This is a genomic window from Ruminococcus champanellensis 18P13 = JCM 17042, from assembly GCF_000210095.1.
Classification (GTDB): Bacteria; Bacillota; Clostridia; order Oscillospirales; family Ruminococcaceae; genus Ruminococcus_F; species Ruminococcus_F champanellensis.
On sequence record NC_021039.1, the window covers coordinates 332,822 to 345,361 of the forward strand.

The following is a 12,540-nucleotide window of genomic DNA, read 5'->3' on the forward strand; positions in this document are numbered from 1 at the left end:
AGTGCTGGTGTAGCTCAGTTGGTAGAGCAGCTGATTTGTAATCAGCAGGTCGGGGGTTCGAGTCCGTCCACCAGCTCCATCAACTGCGTAATATATGGGGGAATTCCCGAGTGGCCAAAGGGGGCAGACTGTAAATCTGTTGCTTCTAGCTTCGATGGTTCGAATCCATCTTCCCCCACCAATACCCAGAAAAACTCCGACATCAAATCGGAGTTTTTTCATTGTCAGCGGAGGTAAGCTATGCACCTGCCTGTAACGCCCTGTCTCATTGCCTGGGGCAGTCTGATCCCACTGCTGGTGGTTCTGCTGTTCGGATGCTTTCTTGCCGGCAGTCTGATCCTGTCCAGGCGGCGGGAAAAGCGCCGGATTCCGGCACCGCCCGCATCCCACGCATCCGGGGAGCCTGAATCCCTGCATGCGGTGGTCATCGGCATGCGCTGCGGCGTGCTGAAAACCGGCACAGCCCAGTCCCCCGACCATCTGAACGCCTTCGAGGCGGAATTTCTCCTGGACAACGGCACCAAGCGTGTGCTGTTTGTGGACGAGGACACCTACGAGGGTCTGCAAGAGGGTCTGTCCGGCACTCTGGTGATCCAGAACGGGTATTTTCTTGGCTTTGAGCCGGATTGGTTCATGTAATCGCCTTGCAAAGCGCAAGGCTTTTCTTATGCCCAAACGAAAAGGAAATTTGAACATATTCAACAAAAATTGTGTATAAGTATTGTGGAGTATCACTGCTCCGCAACAGGAAAGGATGACCATTATGGTAAGAAACGATCTGCGGAATATCGCCATCATCGCCCACGTTGACCACGGCAAAACCACCCTGGTGGACGAAATGCTCAAGCAGGGCGGCGCATTCCGGGAGAATCAGAATGTAGCGGAGCGTGTCATGGACAGCAACGACCTGGAGCGTGAGCGGGGCATCACCATTCTGGCGAAGAACACCTCCGTATGCTACAACGGCATCAAGATCAACATCATCGACACCCCCGGTCATGCGGATTTCGGCGGCGAGGTGGAGCGTGTGCTGAACATGGTGGACGGGGTGTTGCTGCTGGTGGATGCGGCGGAGGGCCCCATGCCCCAGACCCGGTTTGTGCTGTCCAAGGCGCTGGAGATGGGTCACAAGATCATCATCGTGGTCAACAAGATCGACCGGCCGGATGCCCGTCTGGACGAGATCGGGGACGAGGTGCTGGAGCTGCTGCTGGAGCTTGACGCCAACGATGAACAGCTGGAAAGCCCCATCCTGTTCTGCTCCGGCAGAGCCGGCACCGCCTCCCTGAGCCAGTACGAGGAGGGCGAGGATCTGACTCCCCTGTTCGATACCATCGTCAACTACATTGAACCGCCCCAGGGGGACGAGAACGCTCCCCTGCAAATGCTGATCTCCTCCATCGACTACAACGAATATGTGGGTAGAATCGGCATTGGTAGAATCGAGCGGGGCACCGCCCGGGTGGGACAGGCAATCACCGTAGGGGATTACCACGAATCCAGAAAGCCTTACAATGCGAAGCTGGTGACCCTGATGCAGATCCAGGAGCTGAAGCGGGTACCGGTGGAAACTGCCACAGTGGGGGATATTGTATGGGTCAGCGGCATCGAAAACATCACCATCGGGGACACAGTCTGTGAAAACGGTGCCTTTGAGCCTCTGCCCTTTACCAAGATCAGCGAGCCTACGGTGGAAATGACCTTCTCCGTCAACGACAGTCCCCTGGCAGGTCGGGACGGCAAGTTCGTCACCTCCCGTCAGCTTCGTGACCGGCTGTTCAAGGAGCTTCTGAAGGATGTTTCCCTGCGGGTCAGCGAAACCGACTCCACGGACTCTTTCCTGGTGGCAGGACGGGGAGAAATGCACCTGTCCATCCTCATCGAAAACATGCGCCGGGAGGGCTACGAGCTGGCAGTGTCCACCCCCCGTGTATTGTTCCGGGACGATCACGGCAAGAAGATGGAGCCCATTGAGCGGCTGGTCATCGACGTGCCGGAGGAGAGCGTAGGCAGCGTTATGGAGAAAATGGGTACCCGGAAGGCGGAGCTGCAGTCCATGCATCCCCAGGGCAGCCGCATGCGTCTGGAGTTCCTGATTCCTGCCAGAGGTCTGTTCGGCTATAAGAGCGAATTCCTCACCGATACCAAGGGGGAGGGCATCATGAGCAGCGTGTTCGAGGGCTACGAGCCCTACAAGGGGGATATCCCCCGCCGCAGTGTTGGCTCTCTGGTATCCTTTGAAACCGGCGACTCCGTCACCTACGGTCTGTATAACGCCCAGGAGCGGGGCAATCTGTTTATCGGCGCCGGCGTGCCCGTATACGAGGGCATGGTGGTGGGTCAGTCCCCCAAGGGGGAGGACATTGTGGTGAATGTGTGCAAGCGCAAGCACCTGACCAATACCCGTGCCAGCGGCAGCGATGACGCACTCCGGCTGGTACCCCCCATCAACCTGAGTCTGGAGGATTGCCTGGAATTCCTGGCGGATGACGAGCTGCTGGAGGTCACCCCCAAGAATCTCCGGATCCGTAAGCGGATCCTCAGCAATACCCAGCGTGCCAAGAACCGGGCAAAGGTCATCTGATCTTCCGGCATGAATGAAGCCGCATCACAGAGCCTGTGATGCGGCTTTTTGCGCTTATAAGTGAAAGTATTTTTGCAGCGCCTTGTATTCTCCCAGCACCAGCATGGTCATCTCCCCGGTCAGCACCGTGTCCGGATTGATGTTCACGTTGATGTGCCCGTTCTGCTTGATGGCGGCAATGTTGATGTTGTACTTTTTCCGGATATCCAGCTGTCCCACGGATTTTCCACGCCAGCCCTCCGGCACCTCCACCTCGAAAATGGCGTGTGAATCGTCCACCTCAATGTAATCCAGAATGTGATCCGCCGTATAGCGAATGGCAGTCCACTTTGCCATCTGCTCCTCCGGATACACCACCTGATCCGCCCCGTTCCGCAGCAGGAACTTTGCCTGTACGTCCCGTTCCGCCCGGGATACCACCAGCTTTGCTCCAAGCTCCTTTAACAGGGAGGTGGTCTCCAGAGAGTTCTGAAAATCGTGGCTGATGGTGACGATGCATACGTCAAAATCCCCCACGCCAAGACTGGACAGAAAGGCTTCACTGGTGCTGTCCCCGATCTGGGCATTGGTCAGAAAGGGCAGCGCCCGGTTCACCCGTTCCTCGTTCCGATCCACCGCCAGTACCATATGCCCCAGTGCGTGCAGCTCCTGGGCAATGTGCCTGCCGAACCGACCCAGTCCCACCAATAGAATATTTTTCACCTGTTTGCATCCTCCTGCTTGTTTTCAACATTCCACATGTGGAAAAGTGGAATCACCCGAATACATAATACGTTCCGTCCGCTTTTGCCTTTGCCAGGATCAGTTCATTGTCCTGCACCAGGGTCTGCTCCTCACCGGCGTTGTCGAATCTCACCTTCAGCGTGAACAGGATCACATGGTTCTCCTCCATGGCGTCCTGGATATCCTTCTGAAATTCCGCCCCGAATATGCCTTCCATGGAGGAAAAATAGCTGTCCAGGGATTCCTCCGCCGCATACTCCATTTGCAGACTGGTGATCTGATAGCTGGCATGCCCCTCCCCCAGGAATCCGGCACAGCGCTTCCGGAAGGACTGCTCCATGCCGTACTGGTAATTGGTTTGCAGCATCTGCTCCATGTGTTCGTAATACACCGGGAAGATGCATGCCTTGTAGGCGTCAAAATCCTGATCCTGAATGGCTTGGAAGTACCGCTCCGTGACTGCTGCGCAATCCGGATCCAGTGTCTCCTTGTCGTACAGCACCTGCATCTGTTCTGCCGCCTCTGTGGTGGCAGGGGTACTGTCGCTGCTGCCGCCGCCGCATCCTCCCAGCAGCAGGGCTGCTGCCAGCACCGCCGCAAGCATGCCTCGTTTCATGCTGCTTCCTCCTTAGGATCCCCACTCCAGAGCCAGCAGATAGCTGTCTCCGTTCTGGATCACATACACTGCGTTGTTTTTCATAGTATAGCTTCTGCCGCCCTCCAGGGCTTCGATGGTCACATTGCTGTACACGGTGGCATAGCTGACCCAGTAGGCGCTTGCCCGCTTGTTCCACAACTGGTTGGACACCTGATCCAGCTTCTCCGCCACCGCCTTGGCAGCCTCATCGCATGCTACCTGGGTGATGTCCACCTTTGTGACCTTGTAGTCGCCCCCCACCAGATCCGCCGTCTGGCTGTACAGGGCACTCAGCAGCATGTCATAGGTATATCCGGTCTGCTGCCAGTACTGCTCCGTATACGCCAGGTATTCGTTGCACAGCAGGCTCTTGTACAGCGCCGCATCCTTTTTCTCCACTGCGTAATACACTCCGGCAACCTGCTTTGCAGCCTCCGGCACGATCTTGCTCTGGTCAAAGGTCACGGCAATGCCCTGGTACTCCAGGCTGCCGCCCTCCTCTTTTTTGCCGCATCCGGCAAGCATGGCGCAGCACAGCGCCACCGCCATGGCTCTGACGAATTTCCCCTTCATGCTTCTCCCCTTAGTTGTAGATCAGGTACCACTGATCGTCCACATGGAACAGGAACAGCACCTGTCCATCCTTTTTGGTCTGGGTTTCCAGCCCCACAATGCCGCTGTCCGCCGGGGTCAGATATACGTCCACCGTCAGCTCATAGATCACGTCGATCTTGCCGGAGATGCCCTCCTGGATGCTGTCCAGCATATCCAGAATGGTGGTGATCCCCGTATAGGTTCTGGATACCTCACAGCCTACAATGTCCACCAGGGAAATGGCAAAGTCCCCGTCCATATGCTCCTTCCAGCTATCGTGGGTGGCTTGCACCAGCTCCGCCGTGGTAAATTCCGACTTATGCACGGTCTTGATGGTGTAATCCAGGTACGCCGGCAGCTGCACTTGTTCAAACAGGGCGGAATCATTTTCCGCAATGGAACGGTAGTAGTTCCCGATCACCTGCAAGGATGCCTCATCCTCAAAAAACCGCTTGTCGTACTGCATAGGCACCCCGTATGCCTTTTTGTCGATCCGCAGGGTCGCCCCGTAGTCCAGATCCTCCATGGCTGTCCTGGAGGTGGGATTGCTTGTATTGCCGCTGCTGTCCTTACTGCCGCAGCCGGCAAAGCAGCTCACGCACAGTACCAGTGCTGCGCCCAGAGCTGCCGCCCGTTTCATATTTCTCATGGTTTCCGTATCCTTTCAACGTGTTTTCCCCATCTAACAGTAGCATAAAACCTTGCCGTTGTCAAGACAGCCGGAAAGCGTCTGCTCCCCGGCTGTTTCTTATTTCGCCAATTCTGTTCGCCAATAGGCAAGGGTGTCCCGGATGGTCTGCTCCAGAGGGATTTGCCGCTGCCAGCCCGTATCCTCCTGCAACCGGCGGATATCCGCCTCCACCACCGGTACATCCACCGGCCGCAGCTTTGCCGGGTCAGTTTCCGCCTGGATCTTCGCACCGGACTGGGCAAGGATCAGATCCAGGATCCCCCGGATCTCCACCGCCTTGCCGCTGCCCACGTTATAGACCCTGCCGGCGATGCCCTTTTCCGCCAGCAGCACATAGGCACGCACCACGTCCCGCACATCGGTGAAATCCCGCTTCGCAGACAGATTCCCGATCCGGATCACCGGTTCCTGCTGCCCCAGCTCAATGGCTGCGGTCTGCCGGCAGAAATCCGACACCACGAACATGGGTGCCTGCCCCGGGCCAACGTGGTTGAACGCCCGGACGCAGAGCAGATCCATGCCGTATGCCTTGGCGTAGATCTCCCCCAGCATCCCCTGACACGCCTTGGTGGCGGCGTATACATTTCCCGGATGCAGGGGGGTATCCTCCCCCACCGGGCAGCAGTGCACCGGCCCGTATTCCTCCCCGGAGCCGATCAGCAGCACTCTGGGCTGATGCGCCAGCCGCCGTACCGCCTCCAGCAGGTTCAGCGTGCCCTTGACGTTCACGTCCACCGTCAGTTGGGGACGCTTCCAGGAAAGCGCCACGGAGCTTTGCGCCGCCAGATGAAAGATCCAGTCCGGCTTCAACTGCTCCAGCAGGGCGCTGACCGCCTCCGGCTGTAAAATATCCAGATCATGTATGGTACAGGTGCCCCGGATCTCCTCTCCGGGCAGCTTTGTGGCATGTACCCGATGCCCTCCGGCGTTCAGCTCCGCAATGAGATAGGCGCCCACAAAGCCGCCGCCGCCGATGACCAGCGTGTTCATTTGTCCATGCCCCTTTCTTCTGTTTCGATGTGATCCGCCAAAACCCGGTACACCCTGTCGATCATGCTGTGCAGCTCAAACTCCTCCAGCACCCGGCGCTGTGCCGCCGCCCCGTATGCTTCCCGGCGGTCGTCATCCTCCGCTAAGGTGCGGATGGCGTCCGCCAGGGCGTTTTCATCCCCCGGGGGCACCGTCAGCCCGGTTTCCCCGTCCAGGCTCACCAGGGGCACTCCCGTAGGCAGGGCGGTGTTGATGACCGGCTTGCCGTATACCATGGCCTCTAGCTGCACAATGCCGAAGGCCTCGCTGTTTGCCACCGAGGGCAGCACGAACAGATCGCAGTCCCGGAAGGCGGCACGGAGATCCGAGTTCGACAGCCTGCCCAGGAAAAAGACCCGGTCAGCCACGCCCAGCTCCTGTGCCTCCTGCCGCAGTTGCGGCTCCAGCACCCCTTCTCCCGCCAAAAACAGGGCGCAGCCCTCCGTCCTGGCAAATGCCCGCAGCAGCACATCCACCCCCTTGTAATACACCAGCCGCCCTACAAACAGCAGCTTTTTCAGTGGCTTGCCCTGGAGCTTTTCCGTGAGAATGGGTGCCGCCGGGGCATGCAGATAAGCGGCAGTGTCAATGCCGTAGGGGATCACCACGCACTTGTCCCGATAGGGCTGCAAAAAGGCGGAGCTGTCAATATGCCCCTGTGTGGCAACGATGATGGCGTCCGCCCGGCGTAAAAACCGACGGAGAATGGGCTTGTACAGCGTCAGCAGCCTTTTCTGCTTGACCACATCGCTGTGCCAGGCGATGACCACCCGTTTCCTTGTCCGGGACAGCAGGCATGCCAGATCCGCCGGGGGGAAGGGCAGGTGGCACTCGATCACGTCCGCCTCCTTTGCCATCCGGCGAAATGCCCGGAAAAAGGAAAAGGATACAGGACAGGATGCCACCGTCCGCCAGGTGCTGCACCGGGTGACGGATACGCCGCCGTATTCCTCCCGGATGCCCTTGCCCCGGGGCTGGCATACCAGTACGGACACCTGTGCCCGATCCTTCAGCCCTTCGGACACCTGCTGCACCACGGTTTCGATGCCCCCGATGTGGGGAGGATAGAATTTATTCACCTGCAAGATCCGCAGTCCTGCCATGGGTGCCTCCTTATATGAGCTCCTGATACACCTGCATCAGATCCTGCGCCGCAGCGTCCCAGGTCAGGGTCTTTGCACGCTCCCGTCCCCGGGCAGCCAGATCCTGCCGCAGAGCAGCGTCCGTGTACAGCTGTTCCATGCCCTGCGCCATGCTGTCCAGGTCATAGGGATCGATCTGCACGGCGCAGTCCCCCGTTACCTCCGGCAGGGATGCGGTTTTGGATGCCATCACCGGTACGCCGCATGCCATTGCCTCCAGAGGCGGGATCCCGAAGCCCTCATACACCGACGGGAACAGAAATGCGGTTGCGCCGCACACCAGTCCCCGCAGATCCCCCTCCGGAATGTAGTTGGTAAACTGCACCCGGTCGATCAGCTCCGGCTTCTGGACGGATTCATAGATCTCGCTGTTGCGCCAGCCGTTTGCCCCTGCCACTACCAGCTTCGGCACCTGGGGCATCCGCTCCGACAGCTTTGCATAAGCCTGGATCAGCCGCAGCAGGTTCTTTCTCGGTTCCACATTCCCCATAAACAGGAAATATTCCTCCGGCAGTCCCACGCTGCTCCGCACCCGTTCGATCTCCTCCGGGGATGCCGGCTGGAACTTGTCCAGATCCACTCCGCACTTGACGATACGGATCTTGTCCTCGTATCTGGGGTAGTATTTGAGGATCTCCTGCCGGGAAAACTCCGATACGGTGATGATCCGATCCGCCCGCTTCATAGACCGCTCCAGTCCCACCCGCAGCAGGGTCTTTGTCCGGGCACGCATGGTTTCCGGAAACGCCCGGATCACCATGTCATGCACCGTCACCAGGGTTCTGCCGGATACCCCCGGGGGTACAATGTAGTTGAAGTAGTGGGTAATGTCCGCCTTGTTCCCGAAAAACCACCGGTAGGGCACCGGGATGAACTGTGTCATCATCCGGTACACCAGGGGGGAGAAGGTGGGGGTATTGGTCTCACTGCCCGGCAGCATGTAGGGGGACAGCCGCTGCCGCTTCCCGGCGCTGCCCCGGACGGAAAAATAGTTGAATATATAGGCATGCTCCGGGTAGAGCCGCTGCAAGGCAAGCACAAGCCCAGCCTCACAGTGCCCCACGCCGGACATATGCTCGTCCAGCAGCGGCGCTGCGTCAAATGCAATTCTCAAAGCCGTGTCCTCTTACAGTGCAGCCACTTTCAGCTCTTTTTCCACCAGCGCCATGTCATTGTCCACCATGCGCTGTACCAGCTCTGCAAAGGAGATCTCCCGCTTCCAGCCCAGCTTTTCCTCCGCCTTTGCCGGATTCCCCAGCAGCAGCTGTACCTCCGCCGGACGGAAGAAGTCCTTGTTCACCTTGACGATGGTCTTGCCGGTTGCCTTGTCGATGCCGATCTCGTCCACGCCGGTGCCCTGCCACTGTACCTGGATGCCTGCCTGCGCAAAGGCGATCTCTACAAATTCCCGCACGGTACGGGTCTCGTTGGTGGCAATGACGTAATCGTCCGGCGCATCCTGCTGCAGCATCAGCCACATTGCCCGTACATAGTCCTTGGAGTGACCCCAGTCCCGCTTTGCGTCCATGTTCCCCAGCTCAACGTGATCCAGAACCCCCTGCTTGATCCGTGCCACAGCGTCGGTGATCTTCCGGGTCACGAACTCCTTGCCTCTCCGCTCGGATTCATGGTTGAACAGAATGCCGGAGCATGCAAACAGGCCGTAGCTTTCCCGGTAGTTCTTGGTGATCCAGTGGCCGTACAGCTTTGCGACCCCGTAGGGGCTTCTGGGGTAGAAGGGAGTGGTTTCGCACTGGGGCACTGCCTGTACCAGTCCGAACATTTCAGAGGTGGATGCCTGATAGAACCGGCAGGAGGGCTTGACAGTGCGGATAGCCTCCAGCATGTTGGTCACGCCGATGGCGTCGATCTCTGCGGTTGCCAGGGGCTGCTCCCAACTGGTTGCCACAAAGGACTGTGCCGCCAGGTTGTACACCTCGTCCGCCTGGGAGATCCGCATTGCGTTGATCAGGGAGATCTCATCGGTCATGTCCGCATAGATAAAGTGCAGCTTGTCCTTGATGTGATCCACGTTGCCGTAGTCCACCACGCTCTTGCGGCGCATGATGCCGTATACGTTGTAGCCCTTCTCCAGCAGCAGCTCTGCCAGATAAGAACCGTCCTGTCCGGTGATACCAGTAATCAGTGCATTTTTCATGTGTATATCCTCTCTTTTCATTAAATCAGTTCTCTGCGGTTGCAGATCCTGAGATTTTCGATGACCTTCTTGACGTCCTGGGTGCTGTCCTTTGCACAGATCAGCACTGCGTCGTCCGTATCCACCACGATCAGATCCTCGATGCCCACAGCGGCAATGAGCCGCTTGCTGCCGCAGATGGTGCTGCGGCTGGTGTTGATGGTGATCACGTCCCCGGTGACGTAGTTGCCGTATTCGTTGGTCTGGTTGATCCGCTCCAGCGCCAGCCAGTTGCCCACATCGTCCCAGCCGAAGCTTGCGGACAGGGTGTAGATATGCTCCGCCTTTTCCATCACCCCGAAGTCGATGGATTCGGAGGGGAATGCGGCGAACTGATCGTGGAGCACCTGGTCAAAGGACGGGGTGCCGTATGCTTCGGTCATGGCGTCCATGCCCGTGTACAGCTCCGGCATCAGCTTCCGGAAATTCTCGGTGATGGTGGAGATCTTCCACACGAACATGCCGCTGTTCCACAGATACTTCCGGGAGGCAAGATAGCTCTTTGCGGTGTCTAGATCCGGCTTTTCCACAAAGCAATCCACCTGGTACACGCCGCCGGGCAGATCCTCCCCGCCCCGCTGGAACTTGATGTAGCCGTAGCCGGTTTCCGGATAGGTGGGGGTGATGCCGATGGTCACCAGATTGTCCCCCTGCTCTGCCACCCGGATGGCTTGCTTTAAGGTGTCCGTGTACATTTCCTCATACTGGATCAGATGATCCGAGGGCAGCACCAGCATCACAGCGTCCTCATACTTCTTCCGGATCACCGCTGCCGCCAGAGCGATACAGGGGGCGGTGTTCCGTGCCATGGGCTCCGCCAGGATGTTTTCCTGGGGCAACTGGGGCAGTTGCTCATGAACGAGCTGCTTGTAGGCGGCGTTGGTCACCACGAAAATATCCTCCGTTTCCACCAGGGGCGCCAGCCGCTTGATGGTTTTCTGGATCATGGTCTCCCCGTCGCTGGTCAGGGACAAAAACTGCTTGGGCAGGTTGGTGCGGCTCTTGGGCCAGAAGCGTTCGCCTCTGCCTCCTGCCATAATGACTGCGGTTGTTTTCATGTTTTGCTGCGGCGATTCCGCCGCGCTCCTTTCCTTCGGCGGTCTGTTCCTCTCCGGACAGTGCCGCCTTCGATTTCCGGTTATTGCTGTTCCCGGTCCGTTTTATGTGCATCCCTTGCAGGAAGAATGTGTCGCTTTTCATTGGTGTTGCCGGGGAGGATCATGGTCTTGATGGTCATCAGAATGATCCGCAGATCCATCAGCATGGAGTAATGCTCAATATACATCAGATCCATTTTCAGCTTGTCAAAGGGCACGGTGTCGTATACACCCGTTACCTGGGCATAGCCCGTCAGCCCTGCCTTTACCTTCAGCCGATAGCGGAATTCCGGCATATCCCGGCAGTATTCCTCCGTCAGCTCCGGACGCTCCGGCCGGGGGCCTACCACGGACATTTCCCCCTTGAGGATGTTGATGAGCTGGGGCAGCTCGTCCAGCCGGCACTTCCGCAGGAATTTTCCCACCGGCGTGATCCGGTCGTCATCCTCTCCTGCAAGCCGGGGCTTGCCGTCCTTTTCTGCGTCTGCGATCATGCTGCGGAATTTCAGCACCCGGAAGGGCTTGCCGTCCTTGGTGAGCCGGGTCTGGGCGTAGAAAATGCTGCCGCCGTCGTAGCATTTGACCGCCAGTGCGCAGACCAGCATCACCGGAGAAAGCAGGATCAGTCCCGCAAGGCTTGCGCAGATGTCAAAGGTACGCTTTGCAAGCCGCTGCTCAAAGGTCAGACCATAATTCCGGCACAGCAGCAGGGGGGAATCAAAGAGCCGGATATCCTCCGCCCCCCGGAGAATAATATCGGAGATTTTCGGGGCGATATACGCCCGGGTGGAGGTCTCAAAGCAGTATTTCACCAGATCGTTCCGCTCCGCCCCGGCGATGTCACAGATGATGACCCCTTCAAACCGGCGCATTTCCTGCTTGATCCGATCCAGTCCTGCCTCGATGTTGATGGACTCACAGATCATATACTTGTCCACCCGCTCGCTCATTTTCATGACCAACTGGGCGGCGGACTGACTGCCGTAGACGATGATGAGCCGCCGTGGGGGATACAGCCAGAAGTAGAACCGGTTGGACAGCACCGCCCAGCAGATCAGCAGTACCAGGTCGATGAGCGTCATCCACAAAAGGGGCTTCACCGGCATCAGGTGTCTGCCGATCAGGCTGATCTGAAAATAAGTAATGGTGTTCACAAACCCCAGGGATAAAATCTGGGAGTAGAGCATATCTCCCCGCTTCAGATACCCCACCTTATACCCTCCGGAGGCTTTGAGAATAATCAAAAACAGCACCGCATAGATCAGCACCAGTACCCAGTTGCCCCGCCGGTAAAAGGGCAGAGCGATCACGTCGCTGTATGCAGTGTACCATGTAAATGCAAATTCCAGCGTCAGCAGCGCAACGATGATGAGCGTGGAAAAAAAGTAAACGATCCGTTTGTATTGTTCCCGATTGTTCATATATCCTGTTTGACGTCCAAGCGTCAAGCTCCTGTTTCTTTTTTGGAAGCCTATGGGCAGTTGTGAGCATACCCATATTTATTTCATTGTATCAAAAAATCCCTTACACGTCAAGACAAATACACGAAAAAGCCGTGATTAAAAGAATGTTCCCCGATTCTTAACAGAATCCGATTCAAACCGCACAAAACCGGGAAGAATGGGGATGAAATCCTGTGGATTCTGCCGGTGAAATATGGCTTTTTTATCTTGCAGCCATTTCCTCCGGGGTGGCTTTTTGCGGCTTTGCCCTTTGGTGACCTGTTCCTTTTCTGTGTTCTTTGATGCTCTGCGTACTCCACCCACGCAGGAGCGTTTTACCGTTGGTGACCTTTTTCTTTTACGTTGTCTTTGATGTTCTGCGTGCTCCACCCACGCAGTACAGA

13 protein-coding genes and 2 tRNA genes are annotated in these 12,540 nt (G+C 57.5%); 4 read left to right on the forward strand and 11 right to left on the reverse strand.

The genetic code is table 11. The annotated features are described in order from the left end of the window. Positions 1 to 3: 3 nt before the first annotated feature. From RUM_RS01465 to typA, 4 genes are all read left to right on the forward strand, one after another. Positions 4 to 79, forward strand: a tRNA-Thr gene (locus RUM_RS01465). Between the two features lie 17 nt (positions 80 to 96). Beyond that, positions 97 to 181: transfer RNA gene (locus RUM_RS01470), tRNA-Tyr, on the forward strand. A 59-nt stretch (positions 182 to 240) separates the two neighbouring features. Beyond that, positions 241 to 639 (forward strand): DUF2500 domain-containing protein, encoded by a 399-nt coding sequence (locus RUM_RS01475; RefSeq protein WP_015557454.1) that lies wholly within the window; start codon positions 241 to 243, stop codon positions 637 to 639. A gap of 124 nt (positions 640 to 763) precedes the next feature. Continuing rightward, complete coding sequence (gene typA, locus RUM_RS01480; protein WP_015557455.1) at positions 764 to 2,584, forward strand: translational GTPase TypA; 1,821 nt, start codon at positions 764 to 766, stop codon at positions 2,582 to 2,584. 54 nt (positions 2,585 to 2,638) lie between these two features. On the opposite strand, the gene RUM_RS01485 is transcribed toward typA, so the two are convergent. From RUM_RS01485 to RUM_RS12975, 11 genes are all read right to left on the reverse strand, one after another. Continuing rightward, positions 2,639 to 3,286, reverse strand: coding sequence for a potassium channel family protein (locus RUM_RS01485; RefSeq protein ID WP_022358318.1), 648 nt, complete (start codon positions 3,284 to 3,286; stop codon positions 2,639 to 2,641). 52 nt (positions 3,287 to 3,338) lie between these two features. Further along, the gene (locus RUM_RS01490; protein ID WP_015557456.1) at positions 3,339 to 3,923 is read right to left on the reverse strand and encodes a hypothetical protein; all 585 of its coding nucleotides are present in this window, start codon (positions 3,921 to 3,923) and stop codon (positions 3,339 to 3,341) included. 12 nt (positions 3,924 to 3,935) lie between these two features. Further along, positions 3,936 to 4,517, reverse strand: a complete 582-nt coding sequence (locus RUM_RS01495; RefSeq protein ID WP_015557457.1) for a hypothetical protein — start codon at positions 4,515 to 4,517, stop codon at positions 3,936 to 3,938. Between the two features lie 10 nt (positions 4,518 to 4,527). Next, positions 4,528 to 5,187, reverse strand: coding sequence for a hypothetical protein (locus tag RUM_RS01500; RefSeq protein ID WP_015557458.1), 660 nt, complete (start codon positions 5,185 to 5,187; stop codon positions 4,528 to 4,530). 99 nt (positions 5,188 to 5,286) lie between these two features. Further along, entirely contained in the window at positions 5,287 to 6,219 is a 933-nt protein-coding gene (locus tag RUM_RS01505) for a GDP-mannose 4,6-dehydratase (protein WP_015557459.1), read from the reverse strand. Beyond that, entirely contained in the window at positions 6,216 to 7,361 is a 1,146-nt protein-coding gene (locus tag RUM_RS01510) for a glycosyltransferase (protein WP_015557460.1), read from the reverse strand. Before RUM_RS01510 ends, RUM_RS01505 begins: the two co-directional genes overlap by 4 nt. Before the next feature lie 10 nt (positions 7,362 to 7,371). Then, a complete protein-coding gene (locus tag RUM_RS01515) occupies positions 7,372 to 8,514 on the reverse strand; it encodes a glycosyltransferase family 4 protein (RefSeq protein WP_022358313.1) in 1,143 nt (380 codons plus the stop codon). 12 nt (positions 8,515 to 8,526) lie between these two features. Further along, complete coding sequence (gene gmd / locus RUM_RS01520; RefSeq protein WP_015557461.1) at positions 8,527 to 9,558, reverse strand: GDP-mannose 4,6-dehydratase; 1,032 nt, start codon at positions 9,556 to 9,558, stop codon at positions 8,527 to 8,529. Between the two features lie 20 nt (positions 9,559 to 9,578). Then, a complete protein-coding gene (locus RUM_RS01525; protein ID WP_015557462.1) occupies positions 9,579 to 10,655 on the reverse strand; it encodes a mannose-1-phosphate guanylyltransferase in 1,077 nt (358 codons plus the stop codon). 80 nt (positions 10,656 to 10,735) lie between these two features. Continuing rightward, a complete protein-coding gene (locus tag RUM_RS01530; RefSeq protein ID WP_015557463.1) occupies positions 10,736 to 12,115 on the reverse strand; it encodes a sugar transferase in 1,380 nt (459 codons plus the stop codon). 138 nt (positions 12,116 to 12,253) lie between these two features. Continuing rightward, a partial coding sequence (locus RUM_RS12975; RefSeq protein ID WP_207634946.1) for a hypothetical protein occupies positions 12,254 to 12,540 on the reverse strand: 287 nt, incomplete at its 5' end.

Coding starts and splice junctions, on each gene's coding strand:
- RUM_RS01475 (WP_015557454.1), top strand. CDS start 241: ATGCACCTGCCTGTAACGCCCTGTCTCATTGCCTGGGGCAGTCTGATC.
- typA (WP_015557455.1), top strand. CDS start 764: ATGGTAAGAAACGATCTGCGGAATATCGCCATCATCGCCCACGTTGAC.
- RUM_RS01490 (WP_015557456.1), bottom strand. CDS start 3,923: ATGAAACGAGGCATGCTTGCGGCGGTGCTGGCAGCAGCCCTGCTGCTG.
- RUM_RS01495 (WP_015557457.1), bottom strand. CDS start 4,517: ATGAAGGGGAAATTCGTCAGAGCCATGGCGGTGGCGCTGTGCTGCGCC.
- RUM_RS01500 (WP_015557458.1), bottom strand. CDS start 5,187: ATGAGAAATATGAAACGGGCGGCAGCTCTGGGCGCAGCACTGGTACTG.
- RUM_RS01505 (WP_015557459.1), bottom strand. CDS start 6,219: ATGAACACGCTGGTCATCGGCGGCGGCGGCTTTGTGGGCGCCTATCTC.
- RUM_RS01510 (WP_015557460.1), bottom strand. CDS start 7,361: ATGGCAGGACTGCGGATCTTGCAGGTGAATAAATTCTATCCTCCCCAC.
- gmd (WP_015557461.1), bottom strand. CDS start 9,558: ATGAAAAATGCACTGATTACTGGTATCACCGGACAGGACGGTTCTTAT.
- RUM_RS01525 (WP_015557462.1), bottom strand. CDS start 10,655: ATGAAAACAACCGCAGTCATTATGGCAGGAGGCAGAGGCGAACGCTTC.
- RUM_RS01530 (WP_015557463.1), bottom strand. CDS start 12,115: ATGAACAATCGGGAACAATACAAACGGATCGTTTACTTTTTTTCCACG.